The sequence below is a fragment of the Sporosarcina sp. FA9 genome (assembly GCF_051550205.1).
In the GTDB taxonomy this organism is placed as follows: domain Bacteria; phylum Bacillota; class Bacilli; order Bacillales_A; family Planococcaceae; genus Sporosarcina.
Map to the genome: position 1 here is coordinate 2,470,641 of NZ_CP188819.1, position 18,588 is coordinate 2,489,228.

The 18,588-nt window shown below is 36.0% G+C and carries 23 protein-coding genes; 4 read left to right on the top strand and 19 right to left on the bottom strand.

All coding sequences use genetic code 11. The annotated features are described in order from the left end of the window. Positions 1 to 282: 282 nt before the first annotated feature. Positions 283 to 1,635, bottom strand: a complete 1,353-nt coding sequence (locus ACP8HH_RS12310; RefSeq protein WP_438311702.1) for an amidohydrolase family protein — start codon at positions 1,633 to 1,635, stop codon at positions 283 to 285. Positions 1,636 to 1,777: 142 nt separating this feature from the next. Here ACP8HH_RS12310 and ACP8HH_RS12315 point away from each other — a divergent pair, with 142 nt between their 5' ends. Continuing rightward, a complete protein-coding gene (locus ACP8HH_RS12315) occupies positions 1,778 to 2,656 on the top strand; it encodes a helix-turn-helix domain-containing protein (protein ID WP_438311705.1) in 879 nt (292 codons plus the stop codon). Between the two features lie 211 nt (positions 2,657 to 2,867). On the opposite strand, the gene ACP8HH_RS12320 is transcribed toward ACP8HH_RS12315, so the two are convergent. The 16 genes from ACP8HH_RS12320 to ACP8HH_RS12395 all read right to left on the bottom strand — a co-directional run bounded on the left by ACP8HH_RS12320 (position 2,868) and on the right by ACP8HH_RS12395 (position 14,545). Beyond that, a complete protein-coding gene (locus ACP8HH_RS12320) occupies positions 2,868 to 3,293 on the bottom strand; it encodes a nucleotidyltransferase domain-containing protein (RefSeq protein WP_438311707.1) in 426 nt (141 codons plus the stop codon). A 196-nt stretch (positions 3,294 to 3,489) separates the two neighbouring features. Beyond that, positions 3,490 to 4,134: a hypothetical protein gene (locus ACP8HH_RS12325; RefSeq protein WP_438311708.1), complete on the bottom strand. Its 645-nt coding sequence runs from the start codon at positions 4,132 to 4,134 to the stop codon at positions 3,490 to 3,492. A 152-nt stretch (positions 4,135 to 4,286) separates the two neighbouring features. Further along, positions 4,287 to 4,811 (bottom strand): hypothetical protein, encoded by a 525-nt coding sequence (locus ACP8HH_RS12330; protein WP_438311709.1) that lies wholly within the window; start codon positions 4,809 to 4,811, stop codon positions 4,287 to 4,289. Between the two features lie 66 nt (positions 4,812 to 4,877). After that, entirely contained in the window at positions 4,878 to 6,104 is a 1,227-nt protein-coding gene (gene iscB, locus ACP8HH_RS12335; protein ID WP_438311712.1) for an RNA-guided endonuclease IscB, read from the bottom strand. 391 nt (positions 6,105 to 6,495) lie between these two features. Further along, positions 6,496 to 6,783, bottom strand: a complete 288-nt coding sequence (locus ACP8HH_RS12340; protein ID WP_438311714.1) for a hypothetical protein — start codon at positions 6,781 to 6,783, stop codon at positions 6,496 to 6,498. 83 nt (positions 6,784 to 6,866) lie between these two features. Beyond that, positions 6,867 to 7,376: a hypothetical protein gene (locus tag ACP8HH_RS12345; RefSeq protein WP_438311715.1), complete on the bottom strand. Its 510-nt coding sequence runs from the start codon at positions 7,374 to 7,376 to the stop codon at positions 6,867 to 6,869. 18 nt (positions 7,377 to 7,394) lie between these two features. Then, positions 7,395 to 8,651: an RNA-guided endonuclease InsQ/TnpB family protein gene (locus ACP8HH_RS12350; protein ID WP_438311717.1), complete on the bottom strand. Its 1,257-nt coding sequence runs from the start codon at positions 8,649 to 8,651 to the stop codon at positions 7,395 to 7,397. A gap of 269 nt (positions 8,652 to 8,920) precedes the next feature. Then, positions 8,921 to 9,283 (bottom strand): VOC family protein, encoded by a 363-nt coding sequence (locus ACP8HH_RS12355; protein ID WP_438311719.1) that lies wholly within the window; start codon positions 9,281 to 9,283, stop codon positions 8,921 to 8,923. Between the two features lie 140 nt (positions 9,284 to 9,423). Further along, positions 9,424 to 9,885, bottom strand: coding sequence for a DUF2691 family protein (locus ACP8HH_RS12360; protein WP_438311722.1), 462 nt, complete (start codon positions 9,883 to 9,885; stop codon positions 9,424 to 9,426). 218 nt (positions 9,886 to 10,103) lie between these two features. Further along, positions 10,104 to 10,763 carry an HAD hydrolase-like protein gene (locus tag ACP8HH_RS12365; RefSeq protein WP_438311724.1) on the bottom strand — a complete coding sequence of 220 codons (660 nt, stop codon included), beginning with the start codon at positions 10,761 to 10,763 and terminating at the stop codon, positions 10,104 to 10,106. A 174-nt stretch (positions 10,764 to 10,937) separates the two neighbouring features. Continuing rightward, positions 10,938 to 11,747, bottom strand: a complete 810-nt coding sequence (locus ACP8HH_RS12370) for a class I SAM-dependent methyltransferase (protein WP_438311726.1) — start codon at positions 11,745 to 11,747, stop codon at positions 10,938 to 10,940. Positions 11,748 to 12,040: 293 nt separating this feature from the next. Beyond that, on the bottom strand, positions 12,041 to 12,799 hold the full coding sequence (locus ACP8HH_RS12375) for a GNAT family N-acetyltransferase (RefSeq protein ID WP_438311727.1): 759 nt from the start codon (positions 12,797 to 12,799) through the stop codon (positions 12,041 to 12,043). Between the two features lie 182 nt (positions 12,800 to 12,981). Then, positions 12,982 to 13,302, bottom strand: a complete 321-nt coding sequence (locus ACP8HH_RS12380; protein ID WP_438311729.1) for a DUF4870 domain-containing protein — start codon at positions 13,300 to 13,302, stop codon at positions 12,982 to 12,984. Positions 13,303 to 13,375: 73 nt separating this feature from the next. Continuing rightward, positions 13,376 to 13,759 (bottom strand): DnaJ family domain-containing protein, encoded by a 384-nt coding sequence (locus tag ACP8HH_RS12385; protein WP_438311731.1) that lies wholly within the window; start codon positions 13,757 to 13,759, stop codon positions 13,376 to 13,378. Between the two features lie 20 nt (positions 13,760 to 13,779). Continuing rightward, entirely contained in the window at positions 13,780 to 14,013 is a 234-nt protein-coding gene (locus ACP8HH_RS12390; protein ID WP_438311734.1) for a hypothetical protein, read from the bottom strand. Between the two features lie 52 nt (positions 14,014 to 14,065). Beyond that, complete coding sequence (locus ACP8HH_RS12395) at positions 14,066 to 14,545, bottom strand: PaaI family thioesterase (RefSeq protein WP_438311735.1); 480 nt, start codon at positions 14,543 to 14,545, stop codon at positions 14,066 to 14,068. A 153-nt stretch (positions 14,546 to 14,698) separates the two neighbouring features. On the opposite strand from ACP8HH_RS12395, the gene ACP8HH_RS12400 reads away from it, so the two are divergent. From ACP8HH_RS12400 to pepF, 3 genes are all read left to right on the top strand, one after another. Further along, positions 14,699 to 15,145, top strand: a complete 447-nt coding sequence (locus tag ACP8HH_RS12400) for a hypothetical protein (RefSeq protein ID WP_438311736.1) — start codon at positions 14,699 to 14,701, stop codon at positions 15,143 to 15,145. Between the two features lie 93 nt (positions 15,146 to 15,238). Continuing rightward, positions 15,239 to 15,544 (top strand): hypothetical protein, encoded by a 306-nt coding sequence (locus ACP8HH_RS12405; RefSeq protein WP_438311738.1) that lies wholly within the window; start codon positions 15,239 to 15,241, stop codon positions 15,542 to 15,544. Between the two features lie 116 nt (positions 15,545 to 15,660). Next, the gene (pepF, locus tag ACP8HH_RS12410) at positions 15,661 to 17,472 is read left to right on the top strand and encodes an oligoendopeptidase F (RefSeq protein WP_438311741.1); all 1,812 of its coding nucleotides are present in this window, start codon (positions 15,661 to 15,663) and stop codon (positions 17,470 to 17,472) included. 107 nt (positions 17,473 to 17,579) lie between these two features. Here the strand turns inward: pepF and ACP8HH_RS12415 are convergent, their stop codons facing one another. Both ACP8HH_RS12415 and ACP8HH_RS12420 read right to left on the bottom strand, forming a co-directional pair. Further along, a complete protein-coding gene (locus ACP8HH_RS12415) occupies positions 17,580 to 17,903 on the bottom strand; it encodes a hypothetical protein (protein WP_438311743.1) in 324 nt (107 codons plus the stop codon). A 240-nt stretch (positions 17,904 to 18,143) separates the two neighbouring features. Continuing rightward, positions 18,144 to 18,587 (bottom strand): hypothetical protein, encoded by a 444-nt coding sequence (locus ACP8HH_RS12420; RefSeq protein WP_438311745.1) that lies wholly within the window; start codon positions 18,585 to 18,587, stop codon positions 18,144 to 18,146. Position 18,588: the final 1 nt, after the last annotated feature.

Here is an 18,588-nt window from a genome sequence, read left to right on the forward strand (position 1 = left end):
ATGTGGGGGCAGTCACCCCAGACAGAATTATTAAAAGTGATATAGAGGCAACTATGGCAGGTTTCATTGATGTTTAATCATCTTTTACTAAAGAAGAAATCGCATAAATCAATGAAATAACAAACACAAATGGCCAGATAAACCAAGTCCAATAATAAAAAATCCCTATATTTTGCATCAAACTAATTAACACACAATTACCCTTCTATTTTTACTTGGAAAAAGTATAAAACGGTTTAGGTAAATCACTTTAGCTAGAGGAGACGCCCCCCCGAAACATATTCAGGAATTTACCTCTGTCATTTTTTCATACTCCACCATAAATTTCTTCCGTTCCATGTCCAAATATTCTTCACTCGGAATTTTCTCTAAAATTTCTTCCTGGGTGTAAATGCGTCCTCCTTTAATGACTCTATCAATATCCTTTGTATGTTGAATATCCTCCAAAGGGTTTTTATTCAAAATGACCATGTCGGCAATGTTACCTTCTTTAATCGCGCCAATATCCTTCAATTTGATGGAGTTCGCTGCTTTGATTGTTGCTGCCTGAATTGCTTCCATTTCGGTAAATCCAATTTCAACGAACAGCTCTAGCTCACGGTGGAGGCCCATCCCGGGCAATGTCCAAACGCCACCCGGTGTGTCCGTTCCCGTCACAACAGTACCTCCCAAATCAGCATATGTTTTTGCTATATCTTTGATAAATTGATTTTGGGTACCCAACTGTTTTTTTAATGCATCCCCGTTTTCCCCGGACTGTGCCAACCAATAATCTTTGAGCCCACCTTCCCTTTCGATTGTTTCAGTTACAGCATTTGCCGGATGCCAATATTCAGGCATTTTATCTATTTGGTCGAATATAAGTAAAGTTGGGCACAGGTTCACATTATATTGAAGCATCTGCATGCATAATTCTTTAATTTTATCCTTGTCCGGACGTTTCCAGTCAATTTTATCAAATTCCTCCTGTTCCGCCGACGGATACCAATCCGGGTAAATAGCCTGAATGAAACCCGATGCATGCTCAAACCATTTTACACCTATTTTGGCCGCATCCAGTGCGTTTACTTGAGACGCATGAATTAAATCACAGCTAACATCGAGACCGTATTTGTCTGCTTCTGACACAACGGCTTCCATTACTTCTTTGGAAATCCATCCATACACTTTGATGAACCTGGCGCCTGCATCTTTTTGCCTTTTTACTTCCTTTCGCCCCTCCATGGGATCATCTGTGACAAAATTACCGAAGCTCGTTGGACCCCATAATCCAGGCGGTCCATCAATCATTCGATCCGAAGCATAGACCCTGGGTGTTGGTGCATCAATAGGCGATTCAATCAGTTTTTTTAGTTGAAATACATTTCCCGCCGTATTACGAATGGTCGTCACACCTGAAGCTACAAATTGCGGTGCAAAACCTTCTTGAATATGACAGTGCATGTCAATTAAACCAGGAATGATAAATTTCCCTTCCACATCAATGATTTCTATTTCCGATGGTAAGTTACCGTCTGCAAAAAAGATGTTTTTAATGTATCCATTATCAACCTCAATAGCGCCCATAAAAGAGGTCCCACGCTCAACGTCAATAATTGTTGCATCTTTCAATATAAACCTTTTTGATAAGTCCATAGTCGTCTACTCCTTTTTTGAATCTAACCATAGTTTAATGGATAAATTGACATAGCAGATAATTTTCTCATATAGTGGAATTCAGTCGCAGAATGTTCGTAAACAGGTATAATCGAGCTAGATATATTGGGGGTAGACTGACATGAAAAAATACGGGGAAACAATAAGAAAAATCAGGGAGCAAAAAGGATATACGATGCAGCAGTTAGCTGCTGGCACTTTATCTGTATCATTTTTATCGAAATTTGAACGGGGCGAATCGGACATTTCTCTCGGCTACATCACCCATCTTTTGGAGAAGCTCTCCCTCACTTTCGAAGAGTTTTTTTATCTGCATGACGATGTAGGCCCAGGACAGCTTGAATATTTCTTTGACAAGGCGAACGAGGCATATATCAATCGCGACTTGAAGCAATTGAAAAAGTTAAGGGATATAGCACTAGATAAATGGGAAACACATGGTCTGGAAACATTTCACTGCAACGCTTTAATGCTGGACGTTTACGAAAGTATTATAAGCGGTGAAATGACTACTTCCAGCGATGATGCCCTTGATTTTTTATCTGCATATCTTTTTGACGTGGAGATTTGGGGATATTATGAACTGAAATTGTATAATTCCACGATGTTTCTAATGCCACCTGAAATGGTTATGACGCTTTCTAAAACTGCTTTTGAAAAAAGCTCGCGTTTCGGGAAAATGAAAAAAATCGACAAAGTTATCATCCCAATTCTCATCAATACACTGACTTACCTGATGGCAGGATCTACACTTTATGTGGAACAATACAAGATCTTTCTTGGTTATTTGGAAGGTCTAGATATCCCGGAAGAGGACCTTTATAGTAGAAACGCATTGTTGCAAATAAAAGGTATTCATGAAATAAAAATCGGGAATCGTGAAATAGGTATTGAAATGGTCAAAAAAGCAATCTTTATTTTTACCGAACTGGGTTCAAATGGACTTGCAGTTACTGCAGAAAATTATTTACAAATAGTGTTGGGTGAATTGAAACAATAATTATGCCCCATTCTTAAGAGCAAGCAGATAGTGTAATTACACATGTGATAATTAAAACAAATACTTTTTCATTAATATCAACCTTTGAAATTAGACATTAATTCACAAGTAGTAGATGCCTCTCATTTGCCAGACTCAAAATGGGAGAATAGTTATGCCAATAGTGTCCACGTTGGATTAACAAAAGCTGCTTTAAGAATGAATCCATTACTCAACAGTTATTATGATTTAAAAACTTAACTACAGTGGAAAATGTATCTTCCTTTTCAACTAAGACTTTAAAGCCTTTTGAGACAACATTTTTTGTTCTTTCGTCTAGTGGTTCTATTACCCACTTGTCTGTCACAACACCGTATTCTACCTCTAATTCATTATCATAAGTAATTCTTAAGAATGTAACAATACCCCACTCTTCTTGTACAATGCTCTTAATGGTATCGTTATCAAAATCATTTTGGATTTTAATTACTGTAAGGTCTTTATTTGTTGAAATAATAGTTAAATCAACGTCCGATTTTGAATGAAAATCACCTCGTGCAAACGAACCCAGTATACCAACACCTCGTATATGGTTTTGGTTATTAGACCACTCTTTGAAATTAATAAAAAATTCATTCGCTCTTTCTTTAAGATTCAATAGTAATCCCCCTTGAAATCATTGCCCATCAGCTTACTAAATTCTTATTCCGAAATATAACCCGATTGAGGAGTGCCAAAATAGTGTTACCGCTGTTTTTCAACAATCAATTTGCCCTTTTTCTGAGCTACATTAAATGTATATTCCTTACCTTTTTCCAAATGAGCCGTGATTGTTTCTCATTGATAGCGTTCATCTAAATAAATACATATCCCTCTTTTTCAATAATAACGTAATCTTCAAAATCTTCTTCGCGTAATTCCAATAAGCTATAACCTGCTTTTGAATAATTAAATAAAGCAATTGCGGGCAAGTCATCAATAGTTAATGCAAAGGCTGTTAGCTCACCATCAAACCATTCATCTTTTTTAGATATCTCCGCGATGTCTTTATCTAAGGTATTCGCTTCTCCATAAATTGATTCGATTTCTCGCCAAAGCTCTTGTTGTGTTGGATATTCAAGGTTTGACCATGTGCCGATTTGCATCACCTTTTTCTCTTTATCGACACGTAATGTCACGCCGATTGTTGGTGTTTCTATATCATTTACTTGAAAATCTCCAACCGTATACCCTGCCTCATAATGTTGCGGTGATATAGTGAACTCCTTGTCTGGATAGTTCATATCTAGATATTCAATAACAATCCCATACCCCTTTGTATGCGTATTGATTTTTAAAGTTGGATAGTATAGAAAGTAGCCTATATACCCTAGGACAAGCATGCTCGTTAACGCAATGACCAGCTTTCTTCTTTTTCTGAAAATAAACCAAAGAATAATAATCGCAATTACTCCTGCAAATCCAATATTAAAAAAAGATATCAGTTCACCTGGATTCATATAATAACTCCTAACTCAAACTAAAATCTTACAATTATCAACTGAAAACTAGTCCAATTGCAATAACCGAAATAATAAGTCTTTTCAGGAAAAGCTTTCCCCCAACACTATTTATGATTTACATTTACTAGCCCATTAGCGGAATGAGAAATCTATTCAATATACAAAGAAAAAGCATAACTCGCAGTACCTTGTTTCCAGTGTGCTAATACTTCGTAAATAACTTTCCCTTTTCCAGAAAGAACAACTTTATCAGAGGTGCTAATAACATTGTTTTCGTCATTCCATATCCTTATAGTATAACTATCTGGTTTTATTTCGAAATTCAGTTCAACTTTCGTATCTATCGTCACGTGCAACGGATTATCTTTATTCACCAATTCTGGTGGTGCTAACGAATCTGACTCTATCGCAGTTCCTGTCCCGTCTTCGTTTTCAATACTCCAACTATAAGTGCCAAGTGTTGGACTAACAGTCTCTTTCTCGACATAAACGATTAGATTCGGCGGTTCGAGGATGATTTCTTTTGAATAATCATCCAAACTCTCTCCACTAACACCTTCCACAAATTCACCATGATTAGCAGGCTTTTCATACGAAGCGTTTATTCCGGAACAACCCATCATTGATAAAATTAATATAAAAGTTAAAGTGACAAATGAATATTTGATTTTCATAAAGATCTAGGCTGGCGGAAACTCGTGACTTCAGTCGTGAGAGGAGCTAGCCTGCACTTCCTTTCTTTAGCTTATTTGAACAAGCAATGTACTCGCTTTCTCTACTATCTTTAACTTTTTAAAACTTGCACTTTTGTGTATCCTCGTGTCATTTATTTTACGCAGATCAAAATAGCCTGTTTTCCGTCGACCAAATACGATGCATTCAATTCCTTCAAAAATCACCTTGTCGAACAACTGGAAACCTTTGACGAAACGCTCTGCTTTGTTGGCCTTTCGATAGCCACCTTTCGCAATCGTCATCTTGTGTAATTGCCGATTGTTTTTTCGGACTTGCCTAAACGAATACGTATTTTCAGATGGGGTCGCAATGGGATTCCCACTGATGCACCGGGCATCGATCGCATGACTTTTTTCCAAGCCGTGAGGGATGCGCGTATCTTTTGTTTGGAATCCATAAGTTAACCGGGCGTGTGGATATAGCTCTTTTACCTTGCGGTGAATAAACCATCGCATCACGGTCATTTGGGTGGCATCACGAAAAGAAGCACTTTTACGAGTAAATAGATGCTCTTTTCCCTCTTTATGAACGAGGTTGTGACAGGTTTCACAGAGTGTAAGTAGATTATCTGGGCCGTCACCGCCTGTTTTACGGCTTTCGATGTGGTGGACATTCAGAATCTTGTCTTTCGTTTTGCCTTTACAGTTTTGACAGTGATGCTTGTCGCGGAAGAAGACATATTCCCGGACGTTCCAGAAGCCCAACTGGTCGCCTTTTTGATATAAGTCTCCTGAAATTTCAGGATTCTTGATTTTTTGTATGTCAAACTGTGCAACTTCAATGGTTACGTTTACAATTGGAAGTATTTTATGCACTTTTGTAATCATCTTTGCGTGCATATCCACTTTATTTTGAACGGATGGAGCGAGCCATCCTTTATCTTTCTTCCGATTTAGAAATCGGAGTTCTCTGTAGCGTGTTTTTCGACTTCGTCTGGCCCTACGCAAAGCTCTGCGGGCAGCCAACAACTCTTGAATATCAGTACGTAGCCTGACTTCACCTTCGAATAACACCCGTTTTTCTGTTGTTGCGGAAAGGCCAATATGTTTCGTTCCAGCATCCACACCGAGTGAAATAGTCTGAGTATACCCGCTGGATCCGTATTTCAATTGAATCGTAAACGGTGTTCGTTGAATGACCTTCGCTTTCCCTTGTTCCAGCAACTTTCGCGCTTTTTGCGGCTTACAAGGCATAAGCGGTTGGCCATGTTTATTCAGTACGTAAACGAGCATGTCGTTTCCCTCCTCCCGAGTTGGGTACTCTTCGCCAATGTTGTAAATGCTTGTTCGGCATGCAACACCGCTCCTTTCCCTCAGAGCTTTTAATCACATGCGACAGGGCATAGAACTAGAGTAGGCATTCTATGGTGTCATGACACAAACAACGTAGTCACTAAAGACTTAGGCTAGTCAATTAGGGCTCTTACAAGCCTACGATTTGAATCGCGGGTAATTGACTTAATCCCTCCTAATTGCTTAGACGGTTAATGTATTAGAAAGTTTCAGTACAAACTACTGATTGTGAAGCTCCACTGCCAGTAAGTAAATTAATTCTTATTCTTCCACAGTTAACAAAATGGCCTGTTTCAGGCACAAACCATATACAACAATTGTGTCCGTTACATCAAATGATTTTATTCTTTTCTAACTTTAAATCATCAACATATTGCTTACCTTCCAGCAATGAAAGCCCCAATGTTTTTCGTGCTATTTTCTCTGCTTTAATATCTTCACCTTTGCTAATTAATTCCCGTAATTCATCATTTATCGGATTTTCCGGAACATTATTCTGTTTAGACAACTGGTCTAGAATATATTTTATACCTTTAACACGACGATTAATTTTCAAAACAGCAGAGAGTATACAAAGAACAACAATTAAAAACAGTATTTCTATCAAGTTAATTTCCATTTCAGTTCCCCCTTTGCATATTTTACAAAATGCTCCGTTTAAATGCCTTCTTGTAAAGAAAAAGATTATCTAGTTAGTAGCACCTATATATATTCTACTAACTTCTCTACCTGACTCAAAATAGAATCAATATGATTAAACGTGCCTATATTTCTATTTGAATTTACATCTTCTTGCATTTGTTCTCTAAATCCCACTTCCAGAAGTTTAACTCCTAATTCTTCGTAATTCTTTTTTTCTGAATCGGATATCTCACTAAAACTATCAAGTGTATCCAAAGGGTGTCGTTGATATTTCAGTAATCCGTGACTCAAGTAATATAATAATTCAATATCCCTTTTTGAAAGCGTTCTAGAAACTGCCCCAATATTTCTACTTTTAGCAAGTCCATCCATTACTTCTTCTAATCTCAATGTAACAAAGCTAGGTTGTGACCAATTATTTTCTTTTTGATAAGAAATTGCATCTTCTAAAATTAATAGGTTTATCTCCACTTCATTAAATAGAGTACGTTCTGTAACATAGTTAATTTTGAAAAATCCCCAAATAACAACTATTGAACTACTCGTTGCTAAAGTAACGAGATTCTGCAAGTTTCAATTGACAAGATACTAAGCCAATTTAACTCTCACTGGGACTGCCAAAAGCCCCCTAACCACCTTGCCCGCCAACGCGGATGTATGGGTACATTTACGTAAGATATTTGCTGCGCCGTTCATATCTGCATTGATCCAAACCGAACGCCTCGTTTGATAGAGCCCGCGGGAAACACGTTTCCCACTGAAAACAGGTTTGCTTTCTGTTATTTCTCCGTAATTTGGAATTGGGTCATTATCGAGAAAACTAGCTTTTGAAGTATAGGATTCTTCCTGTCTTGTGAATTGAATCCCGTAGCGTTCACACATGCTTTCGATTTTTTCTATTAGTACACTATGTGGAATTTGCACGAAACGTTGATTTGCTTGTTTGCCCATCTTGCTTTTATTTTTCCAGCCCAGATTGTGACCGACAACAATTTTACCGATTCCATGTTCCAAGCAATGCTGGATCATGTAGTGTGTGGTTTTGTTTAAAAAATCGCGTAAAATATGGTTGCGCTTTCGCAACAAACGGATTTGACCGTTTGTTAGATGGATAATTTGTTGTTTGTCTTTTATGGATTGGAGCCGTGCATTTTCTTTGTTGTACCATTGATTCACCGATTTTATACGTTTGCCATCGATGATAAAAGAGTTGCCCAGGGTGTCTAAACATGCGGCCAAGTTGTCAATACCCAAATCAATGGAAAGAGCTTCATTATCATCCAAGTTAGTCTCTTCAACTTGCACTTCATACACAAATTCGATTTCGAAATAATGTGCGTTGTACTTCGGGATGATGCGTATTTCCACTATGTCTTCTGCCTGTAAATTTGTTGGGAATTGGATGGTAATCGCCCCGTATTCTTTTTTAAACGCTGAGGAAGTTGGGATATTAAATGTCCCATCTTCTTGTAATTTAAACTGAGGATAACTCAACTCAAAAAAAGAATCTTTCTTAAGGTAATTTGGGATTCGAGCTTTTCGGTCTTTAATTTTAAGTGAGCCAAAAAAACTTTTAAAGTTTTCCTCTACCTTCATCAATGTTTGTTGAGCAGCGGCCGTGCCCATGAATGCGTAGTTTTCATTTGTCTTACAAAGGTGATAATTCTTATTGTAATTTAAATACTTTTTCGTTTCAAAAAAGTGTTGACGTACGCTGTAAAGTCCGACGTTGTACATGTTTTTACTTAAATGACTTAATTCTCTGAGCGCAAGGTACTCTTGTTTGGAACCTAATTTCAGGATTCCTTTTTGAACACCGAACTTCTTTTTTTCTGATTTCGACATCGTTTTCACCTCGATTCTTACTCTTAATTATACAGAATGTATGTTCTGTATGCAAGAATGAAGTTTTTAGATTTATTCAATTTCGACCAATTCATCCCGCGACTGAAGTCACGGGATGAATTGGCTTAAACATAAAAGTAGTACGTTGAATCCAATTGAAAATTTAAAAATAACTTTTTTACCCAATATTCGTACTCCCCTTATTAAATTAATTGGCCGTATTCCTTTAAGAAACCACATTTACTTTCTCCATTTTATGAACCTTGGTCTTATAACTCTTGAATCATTTCCACTCTGTTCCCAAAGGGGTCTCTAAATTCAAATCGGTCAAAACCTGGAATTGGAACTCCTTCAATGATTTGAATACCCTTTTGCTCTAATACGCTTTTCCAATATGAGATATCCTTTACCAAATAAGCTAAATGTGCTTTTGTTGTTAATCGGTTAAAACCGTCTTCTGTACCTACGTGAACGTCTTTCTCTCCGACTTTCAACCAAAATCCCCCACGGGCTTTAAGTGCATCTGGCTTTTCTACTTCTTCCAACCCCAATATATTACAATAAAAATCCTTACCTTCCACTTCTGCACCTTTCGGAATAGTGATCTGCGCGTGATGCAATCCAAGAATCATTTACATCCCCCCTTATGTTTTATTAACTTTACATGTCAACAATGTGGCCCTATTGAGTGATATCTCGGCAATCGCTTATTAAGAAATCGCGCCCATTAACCTAATTTGAATTTAAATTCACACTAAATCTAATCTTGTAATTAAAAAGCTATTAATGTTGTACGTTCGTCATTATCATCTGTAATATATTCAACTTTCTTGTACTTGGTAGCTACTGCTTGATTGTATAGGCTTTGGATAGTGGATTTGCTTTTCGAGTAAATTGTTACAAACGATGAATCCACAAGAAGTAGAACAAACTGACAATCACTTTCTAAAAAGTCTTCATAAGTCTCAATTTTTAATTCAGATTCAAAATTTTTATATGCTTTTAAATCAGCAAAGATTAAGTAATATTCGTTTTCAGAAATTAGTTTGATAAGCTCCCTGCCAGTTAAACTAGTTATTGTGCCAAATAGGTCTTTACCAAGCGTGCCATTTTCAATGACATATGCTTCACCACCGCCAATCTGCCAATCCCAGCATGATACTTCAACTTCTATTAGGATATCGAATAACTGTTTACCGTATTTATTTAGAATTTCAAAGGAAACTCCTCGCATCACTATCCCCCTTTTCTTTCAATAGAATAATGCACAACCCTTATTCTGTATTTGCACCCATTTGAAGTATTATATTGCATTAATTTTCTAAGAATCACCAAAACTATTTAGATTTTGCAAACCTTTTAATGAATAGATCTCTTACTGATACAAAAAAGAGATACTAGGTGAAGATCCTTTATACCAGAATCGCACCCGTTCATTGAAGAACAGAATGACTAGATACTTAATTTAGGAAAAATTGTTTTTAACTCAATTAAATCATCTATTACCATATTAGCCTGAGAAAGTTCATCTTCCTTCGCAAAATCAAAATTACATCCTATTGAAATTAAACCATTATCCTTAGCTGCATTTATGTCTGACAGGCGATCACCTACTACTGCGGCATTAGTAATACCATACTTTTTTACAATACTCTTAACCAGGTCCGATTTATTTAATGAATCAATTTGTTGGATACTGAATGTCTCTGTAATCCAATTGTCCAAGTTATAATGACTCACTATTGCTTCTAGGTATACGGTTAAACCATTACTTGCTATGTATATTGAAAAATTATTCTCATGTAAATAACTTAAAACTAGCTTCGTATTAGGATACAAAGAACCATTCCCATTTCTTATATTTCCAAGTAGTTTTTCAAGGAAATACGCATCTGTATATTCCCTTTCTTGAGTAGAGTGATCAGGCAACAGAGTTTCCCAAACTTGTGGTAAAGGAACTCCCATAATTTCACGATATTGCTGAATTGGCGTCGCTTCATTCCATTTATCCATTGAGCGTAAATGTTCAAAAGTATCATCAAGTGATATTTCTAATATTGTATCTGTTTGAAAAAGTGTTCCATCCATATCAAAAATTATAGACTGTGACATTTCTTTTCCCCCTTAACTATTTTGGCCCGTTTGCAATGTAGACGCAATTGCTTATATAACAATCGCACCCGTTAGCGGAACACTTTATTTTCTGAATCTATATGAAACCTGCTACGTTAGAATTCAATTAGAACAGCTTCAATAACTCAAATCATTCCTAATATTACTACCCTTTTATTTTTTTCTACCTATATACAGCAAGTGAGAAGATATACCAAGAATATACGGATCTGCTGCTCTTTCTTTAATTAAAGTAATTATTTTTTCCACCTCTTGTTCACCCTTATCTCTCCAGTAATTCCAACTATCATTATTTAATATAGCTCCTACATTTGATCCTATTAATTCCAATGTTTCGAATCCTTGTTCCTCCATAAAAGGGTTAATTTCTTCTATATTAAAATAGTATGCACCTGTAAAACGTCCTTCATCTGCGTGATTAAAGCAACCTGATTGAGAAAACTGAATAATGCTATCCATATTATCATTTGGTTTCCAATTGCCAGGAGATAACAGTGATGTAAGTATGTGGCGAACTCTCGGCATAAAGGCTACAAAAACAAGTCCGTTCTTTTTTGTAACCCTTATTAATTCTTTAACTGCTTTAATACGATCCATTTCTTCCTGTAAATGATACATAGGACCAAGCATTAATGCCGCATCATACTGTTCATCTTTAATCATATTTAGTTCTCTTGCATCTGCTGCAAAAAAACCATTAAATTGTCTATCTAAATTGAGTTCTTTTGCCTTATGTTCTGCAACTTCAACTAACCTTGGCGTTAAATCGGTTAGTGTTACCTGATAACCTTCTTTAGCTAGCTCCATTGAGTATTTTCCTGGTCCAGCACCGTTATCCAGCACATTTCCCATTTTAGGCATATACTTCTTTATATAATGCCAGTTCACTTGGAATTCGATCGGTTCTCGATCCAGTCTTCCCCACTCATCAAATTGATTATAGTATTTAATTATCTCACTCATAGTTTCACTCCTATATTCCACGGTCTATTACTCTAATTCGGTAATAAAGGTTTAAGTCCTTCTTAAGCAAAATGGCCCGATTGAAGTGCAGCCCGAATTCAAAACTGCGCCCGATTAATTAATAATGGTGTTCAATTTCCCTCAAATATCCATCAACAATAAAAAATACAATAAATGATGTTATCATAAAAATTGAATTTAATATGTTAAAATCAAAAACTTCCCTTTGAAATAACTAAACACACTAATCCTTCCCCAGAATCGCGATTGATGATTGAACAAGCAATTGGGAACTAATCTTGATATACTTTTTGTATTTCGTATTTATAACCATGATATTGATAATTTTGTTTCTTGTACATTTTCCTTGCGGTATCTTCTCCGTCGGCCACTAATATTACAACTTTCTTCGGAAATGACTCCATTACAAATTTTTGTAACCGACTTCCAATCCCCTTATTACGAAAAGAATCGTCTACTGTTAGATCATCGATTTCGACTGTTTCATCGGAGATAATGACATCGACACAGCCTGCCGGGGAACCCCTATAAAATGCTAAAACTTGCTGAATATCCTGATCTTCAAATTGACGTTTTATAAGGTCAACCTTTTGCTCCGCAAATTCAGCTCCAAACTCTAAATCATTCTTATATCGTAGATAAATAAGAATTTCTAAATTCTTTTCTGTTACTACTTGAATATCTATATCCGAGTTGTTTTTAATCGGGGGAAAGTGTTCCGGCTGAATAGCATATAGTTCCAGATAACCTATTTCATAATCCATATCAGTTAAGTATTTACTTAGGTCTCCCGTTGGCTTGATATTTGCAGGAAAATAGAATTTCACATGCTTTTGTCCTCTGCTCAGATGATAATCGCTTAAGTAATTTTCCGCCTCTTTAAATTCCTTTACAGATGGTAAATTTTTAAATTCAATAAAATTACTATCATACCTAGTTAACATATCAGGATAGTGAAAATGTCTATAATGAGTATTTTCAGCTGCTATATTCCCAAGCGTATAAATATCTTCAAATGTTATTTTCTTCATTTTTATACTCCTTACTTTAAGGCTGTTGCCCCTCATTGAAAATCAGTTAATTTTGTATAACCAATATCTCATTATTATTTCCCAAGAAACTTGGTTAGCATAGTACATTTCATTAGCTGTAATCAAAAATCAATATAAAAACACTTTCCACATGAATTACTACGGAAAGTGTCATTATATGCTTATTTAACCCAAGAACCAACAATTGGATAATCAAACGGTTTATCACTTAATGCTTTAACAACACCAATGATTGGAACGATAAACCATACTAATCCAAGAGCAATCAGTAATGGAATTCCTATAATAACAAATATCAGTAGGAACGACACAAATACTAAGACTCCCATAACTAATTGGAAAAGTACTGCTTGAATCGACAACTTTTTCGCTTCTAAATCATCTAGAAAGAAATGACATAAAAGATAAACTACGATTGGAACGAGATATGGGGCAAAAAAAGCGCTTGCATGAATTAAAATCTTTAATCCCTTGTTTTCCAAAGTATACTACCCCCTTTTTTATTTATCTAAGCACTTACTATACGTATGAAAGTATAAGGAAGTTTCAAAAAAACTACTTCCAATATGATATGGCATTTTCAATGTTTTCTATAGTTACCGTTCCTTTTTGTAAAGGAGGTGGACAAGATTGATTGTACTCTGATATTTTATTATTCAATAGTGCAATTCGACCTTCCAAAACCGCAACTGAGTTCAGGTCCTGAATTTCTGAAAGAGCAATCACTTCATCACGAATTTCATGTTGGAGTTTTAACCAATGCGGTTTATATCCCGCATCCTTAGCAATCTTTTGAAAGTGCTGAAATGTGTCCCCAGAAAAATATTCTTTTGGTATTGGTTTGCCATGTCCTTTTAGGTTGTCCATTCCACCATCTTTTGTATGTTTCTTTAGAATGTCACCCATTAGATCATTATAAGGTGGGTTACTATTTTCCATTTTAAAAAACTCCTTTCAAATTATACTTTTGAAAGCTCGATTTTCTCAGGCTGATAGTCTAATTGCATTTTCTTTAATTCTAATTTCATTTTTTCCGTTTCAATAATATAATTTTGTTGCTTCAGTTTTTCTAGTTCAATTTCATTCTGAATTAAATCACCTTTTATTTTTGCCATTGTTTGCAAATGTAGCGTAATAAGTCTTGTAATTGGAACACTCATACTTATTCCCACAATCCCCACAATAAACCACATATGGACGCCTCCGTTCAATAAGAAATGTACTATTATCGCTTAATCTAAAACTTTATTTCATAAATGAAGCCGGCATTACTACACCAACCACTTCACCCGTCGCACAGAGTGTATCATCCGCAAAAAGCTCTACAAATACTTTCCATTTCTTCGGATGAATTTCTTCTACTCTTCCAACTGCCTTCAGAAGTGTTCCTTGAGGTGTTGGTTTTAAGTAATTCACGTTTAAAGATGCTGTAACAAAGCGTGGTGGAACTTCCCCACTACCAGGCTCAAAACCATTTTTCCGATGAAGTGCAAGTGAACAAGAACCCGTCCCGTGACAATCAATTAGTGAAGCAATTGCCCCGCCATAAACAAAACCGGGAATTGCTGTATACTCCTCTGATGGTTGATTGAATGTTACCGTTTCATCACCATGCCAACCTGTCCTAAAATGATTCCCATTTGCATTCAATCTCCCACAACCATAACACCAAGCGAAATCATCCGGATATTCATCTTGAATAGCATTAATTATTTCAGTTTTCATATTCATCAACCTTTCATCTATAGTTATCTATTATCATAACATTCATTCTAAGCATTTTACCTCTTTCTTCAACATATCTTATTAGTCAAAAGTACAACACCTAAAAGAAGTCAAAGCGTATACTATAGAAACGATTTATAGGAGGATATTAACATGAAGTTTAGAGCTATCCTATTAATTGCAATTCTACTCGGAGGCACTTATGCGGTTATTCAATCCCAAAATGAGTATGATGAACGATTATTTACAGAGCTGACCAATTATATGAATGATCCTTTTATTTCATTAACCTTAAACAAACCTTCTAATTTTGGTACTCCACCTGATGAGTGGGTAATCGACGATGAAGTTGCACTTGAGAGCCTTGTGTTTTTTTTAGAACCCTATCATGTTCGTAAATTAAAACCAGATGAAATTCCCAGTTCACCAAAAACAGACGGATTAAGTTTAGTTCTTGAAACTGAATATGGAAATGAATTCACAATAGATGTAAACAGTAACTATATCATTTTAAATTCTACCTCTTATTATGAAATTGTTAATGGGCCACTTGAGTCGGATTGGATCATCAAATTCTTTGTAAACAACAAATCATCCTAAATATTATTTCATTGGACGTTTAAGTGAGAAGACTTAAATGTCCTTTTTCATATACACTATAAGTAGTAGTTTAGAAAAGGGAGTGCAACAAAAGTGGAGAATAACAATAGGGACGAATTCATCATAAAGAAATATCAAGAAGATGAACAAATAATGATTCAGCTCTTTGTAGCGTGGTGTTTGAATCATAATCTTGATCCACAAATCTTATATTCAAAAGCATATCCAGAACAAGTGGTCAACGAATCTTTACAAAAAACGATTAATGAGATGGATGACGTAGATCCATTAGAAATTGGAAATGAAACGTTAATGGATATTTTACAAATGTTCGGCAATGACGAGCTTGCTTTTGTAGTATCCGATGAAATGGAACAAATCTTAAAAAGACTACAATAACTATCAGATAGTTTGAAATTAGGAGATTCGTTTTTACATTCCCCGACTCCTAAGATATACTATTCATTAGTTCGACTTTCGTAAAATAAAAACATTTCCAACAGGGAGAGATAAGAATGGCGAAAACGTTACCACTACGTTCAGAGGTAAAATTAGAAGAAACATGGAATCTTAATGATCTATTCAAAACAGAAGAGGAATACAATTCAGCTATAACTGTCCTAGAAAAGGATGTAGATGCTTTTGTAGAGCGATTTAATGGTCAAATCAAAGACGCGGCTTCAGTAAATCTAGCGCTAATAGGATATACGGCTATTTACGAAAAGATTGTTCCAGTTGGTACATATACGAGCTTGGCGGCTAGTGTAGATCAAACAGATGATGTGGCACAAATGCGCTCAAGTAAATTCGGTTCCATTTCTGCTAAAATCGGTAGTAAATTATCATTTGTTAACAGCGAACTATCCGAATTGCCAGCTGAAGTATTAGAAGATGCACAAAATCAATCTGCAGACTTTAAAGTTTACTTGGACAAAGTAATTCGAAAAAAAGAATTTCAATTACATCCAGAAGTTGAAAAAACTTTAGCTGCATTTTCTTCTACTTTTAATAGTGCATATGGTTTATACAACACGACAAAAATGGTTGATATGACATTTGAAGATTTTGAAGTAGACGGAAAAAAATATCCACTCAGTTATGTATCCTTTGAAGGTGGCTGGGAATCAGAAGTCAATACAGATAAGCGCCATGCAGCTTTTAATACCTTTTCAAATAAACTAAGAGATTATCAACATACAACTGCAAAAACATACGATATACATCTTCAAGCAGAAAAAACTACATCTGATATACGTGGATATGAAACGATTTTCGATTACCTATTATTCAACCAAGAAGTAGACCGTACAATGTATGACCGTCAAATTGATTTAATTACGAAAGAACTTGCACCACATATGCGTAAGTATGCAAAACTTCTCCAAAAAGTTCACGGTCTTGATAAAATGACGTTTGCAGACTTGAAAATCCCATTAGATCCGACATACGAACCCGTAATAACTATTGAAGAATCAAAAAAACACATTGATGACGCACTTTCAATTATGGGTGAGGATTACTTAAATATGATTAACCGTGCATACGATGAACGTTGGATTGACTTCGCTCAAAATAAAGGAAAATCTACCGGCGCATTTTGTTCAAGTCCTTACGGTAATCATCCGTATATTCTCATTTCATGGACGGGCAGTATGGAAGATGTCTTCGTTCTAGCACATGAACTTGGTCATGCGGGACATTTCTATAATGCGAATCGCGCACAAAATATCTTTAATGCACGACCGTCTCTTTATTTCATCGAGGCTCCTTCAACAATGAATGAAATGTTTGTAGCGAATCAAATGCTTTCGAACTCCAATGATCCGAAATTCAAACGTTGGGTCATTTCATCGATTGTAGCTCGTACGTACTATCATAACTTCGTAACACACTTGTTGGAGGCCGCTTACCAACGTAAAGTATACGAACGAATCGATTCAGGTGGAAGTGTTACAGCAAACATTTTGAACGATTTAAAACGCGGTGTCTTAGAGGAATTTTGGGGCGACGATGTCGAAATCAATGAAGGTGCGGAATTAACATGGATGCGTCAACCGCATTATTATATGGGATTATATCCATACACGTATAGTGCTGGACTAACGATTTCCACACAAGTATCTAAGCGTATATTAGAAGAGGGTCAACCCGCAGTTGAGGAATGGTTAGAAGTTCTAAAAGCTGGAGGAACAAAATCCCCTGCTGAACTTGCAAAAATGGCGGGTGTTGACATTACAACAGAACAACCTTTACTTGATACAATCGCTTATATTGGTGATTTAATTGACCAACTCGTCGAACTCACAGAAGAAATAGAAGCTAAATAAAAGCTAAATAAAAGTTAGAAAAACCATCCGATTAGATTCTAAGTCGGATGGTTTTCATGTTATTTGTAAATAATTCCATATTCAACCTGCCTTGACCTTCGGTTTTTTCACTTAGGCCATTCCTTATTGTCCAAACGTTCAACAATCTTTCCCATTAGCTTGCTGAGCATATCCATATCGACATTCACGGAATTTTTTTGTTCATTCTCTTTTTTTAAATCATCAATTTGGTTTTGCAAGTTTTCGAGTACTTGTTGCTGTTGTGCATCGGCAATTCGCCCCTCCTCCAAAGCCACTATTCCGCCAATCGTTTGCAAAGCATCGCCAAATGTTGAAATTGCTGCACCTATAATTCCAAGTATTGCCCCCCGATCTTGTGTCGAAGAATCATCTGACAACTTATTACCTGGTAATGGAGATTGCTGGAACAAAATCATCGCTCCTTAATCATATATTCAACACATTTTTAGCTGTTACTTACTATATGATAAAAAAGCACCTTGGGGAACGCATCACGTATTATTCAATTACAATATAACGTTAGTTAGTCTTGTATCACTTAATAATCAGTTGAACTTACAACTTTTCTGAATGTGAATTTAAAATCAATATAAAAAGGATGCGCATAAAGTAATTTGCGCATCCTTTTTTATGTAGAAAGACTTTTTTACTCACCAAAGGATTGGTTTTTGCACCATTAACCAAAGCATTATGAGCATCAAAAAGATATAAATCCACGATGTCTTATTCAAACGATTGAGAATTGTATTTTTATCAACTCCTGGGTCATGGAATCGACGTAATACAATTGTAAAACCGCGCGATAAAAAGACACCTGATAACAGCAACACTGCAATTGTCATTATGACCCAGGAAGTATACCAAGGCCATGGTCCAAAAATCAGCAACAAGACACCTGATACGACGAGAACATGTCCTGCATGCATGACGATCCGGATGATGACGCCAATAACGGATAAATAAGCTGCTTCAATATCCGTTTTAACGTCACGCAACCTTTTAATAATCGGCATTAAGAGAAATAATGGACCTATGGAGAGAATTGCACTGATAACGTGCATAAATACAATCGTACCATAGATGCCCGGGTTCATT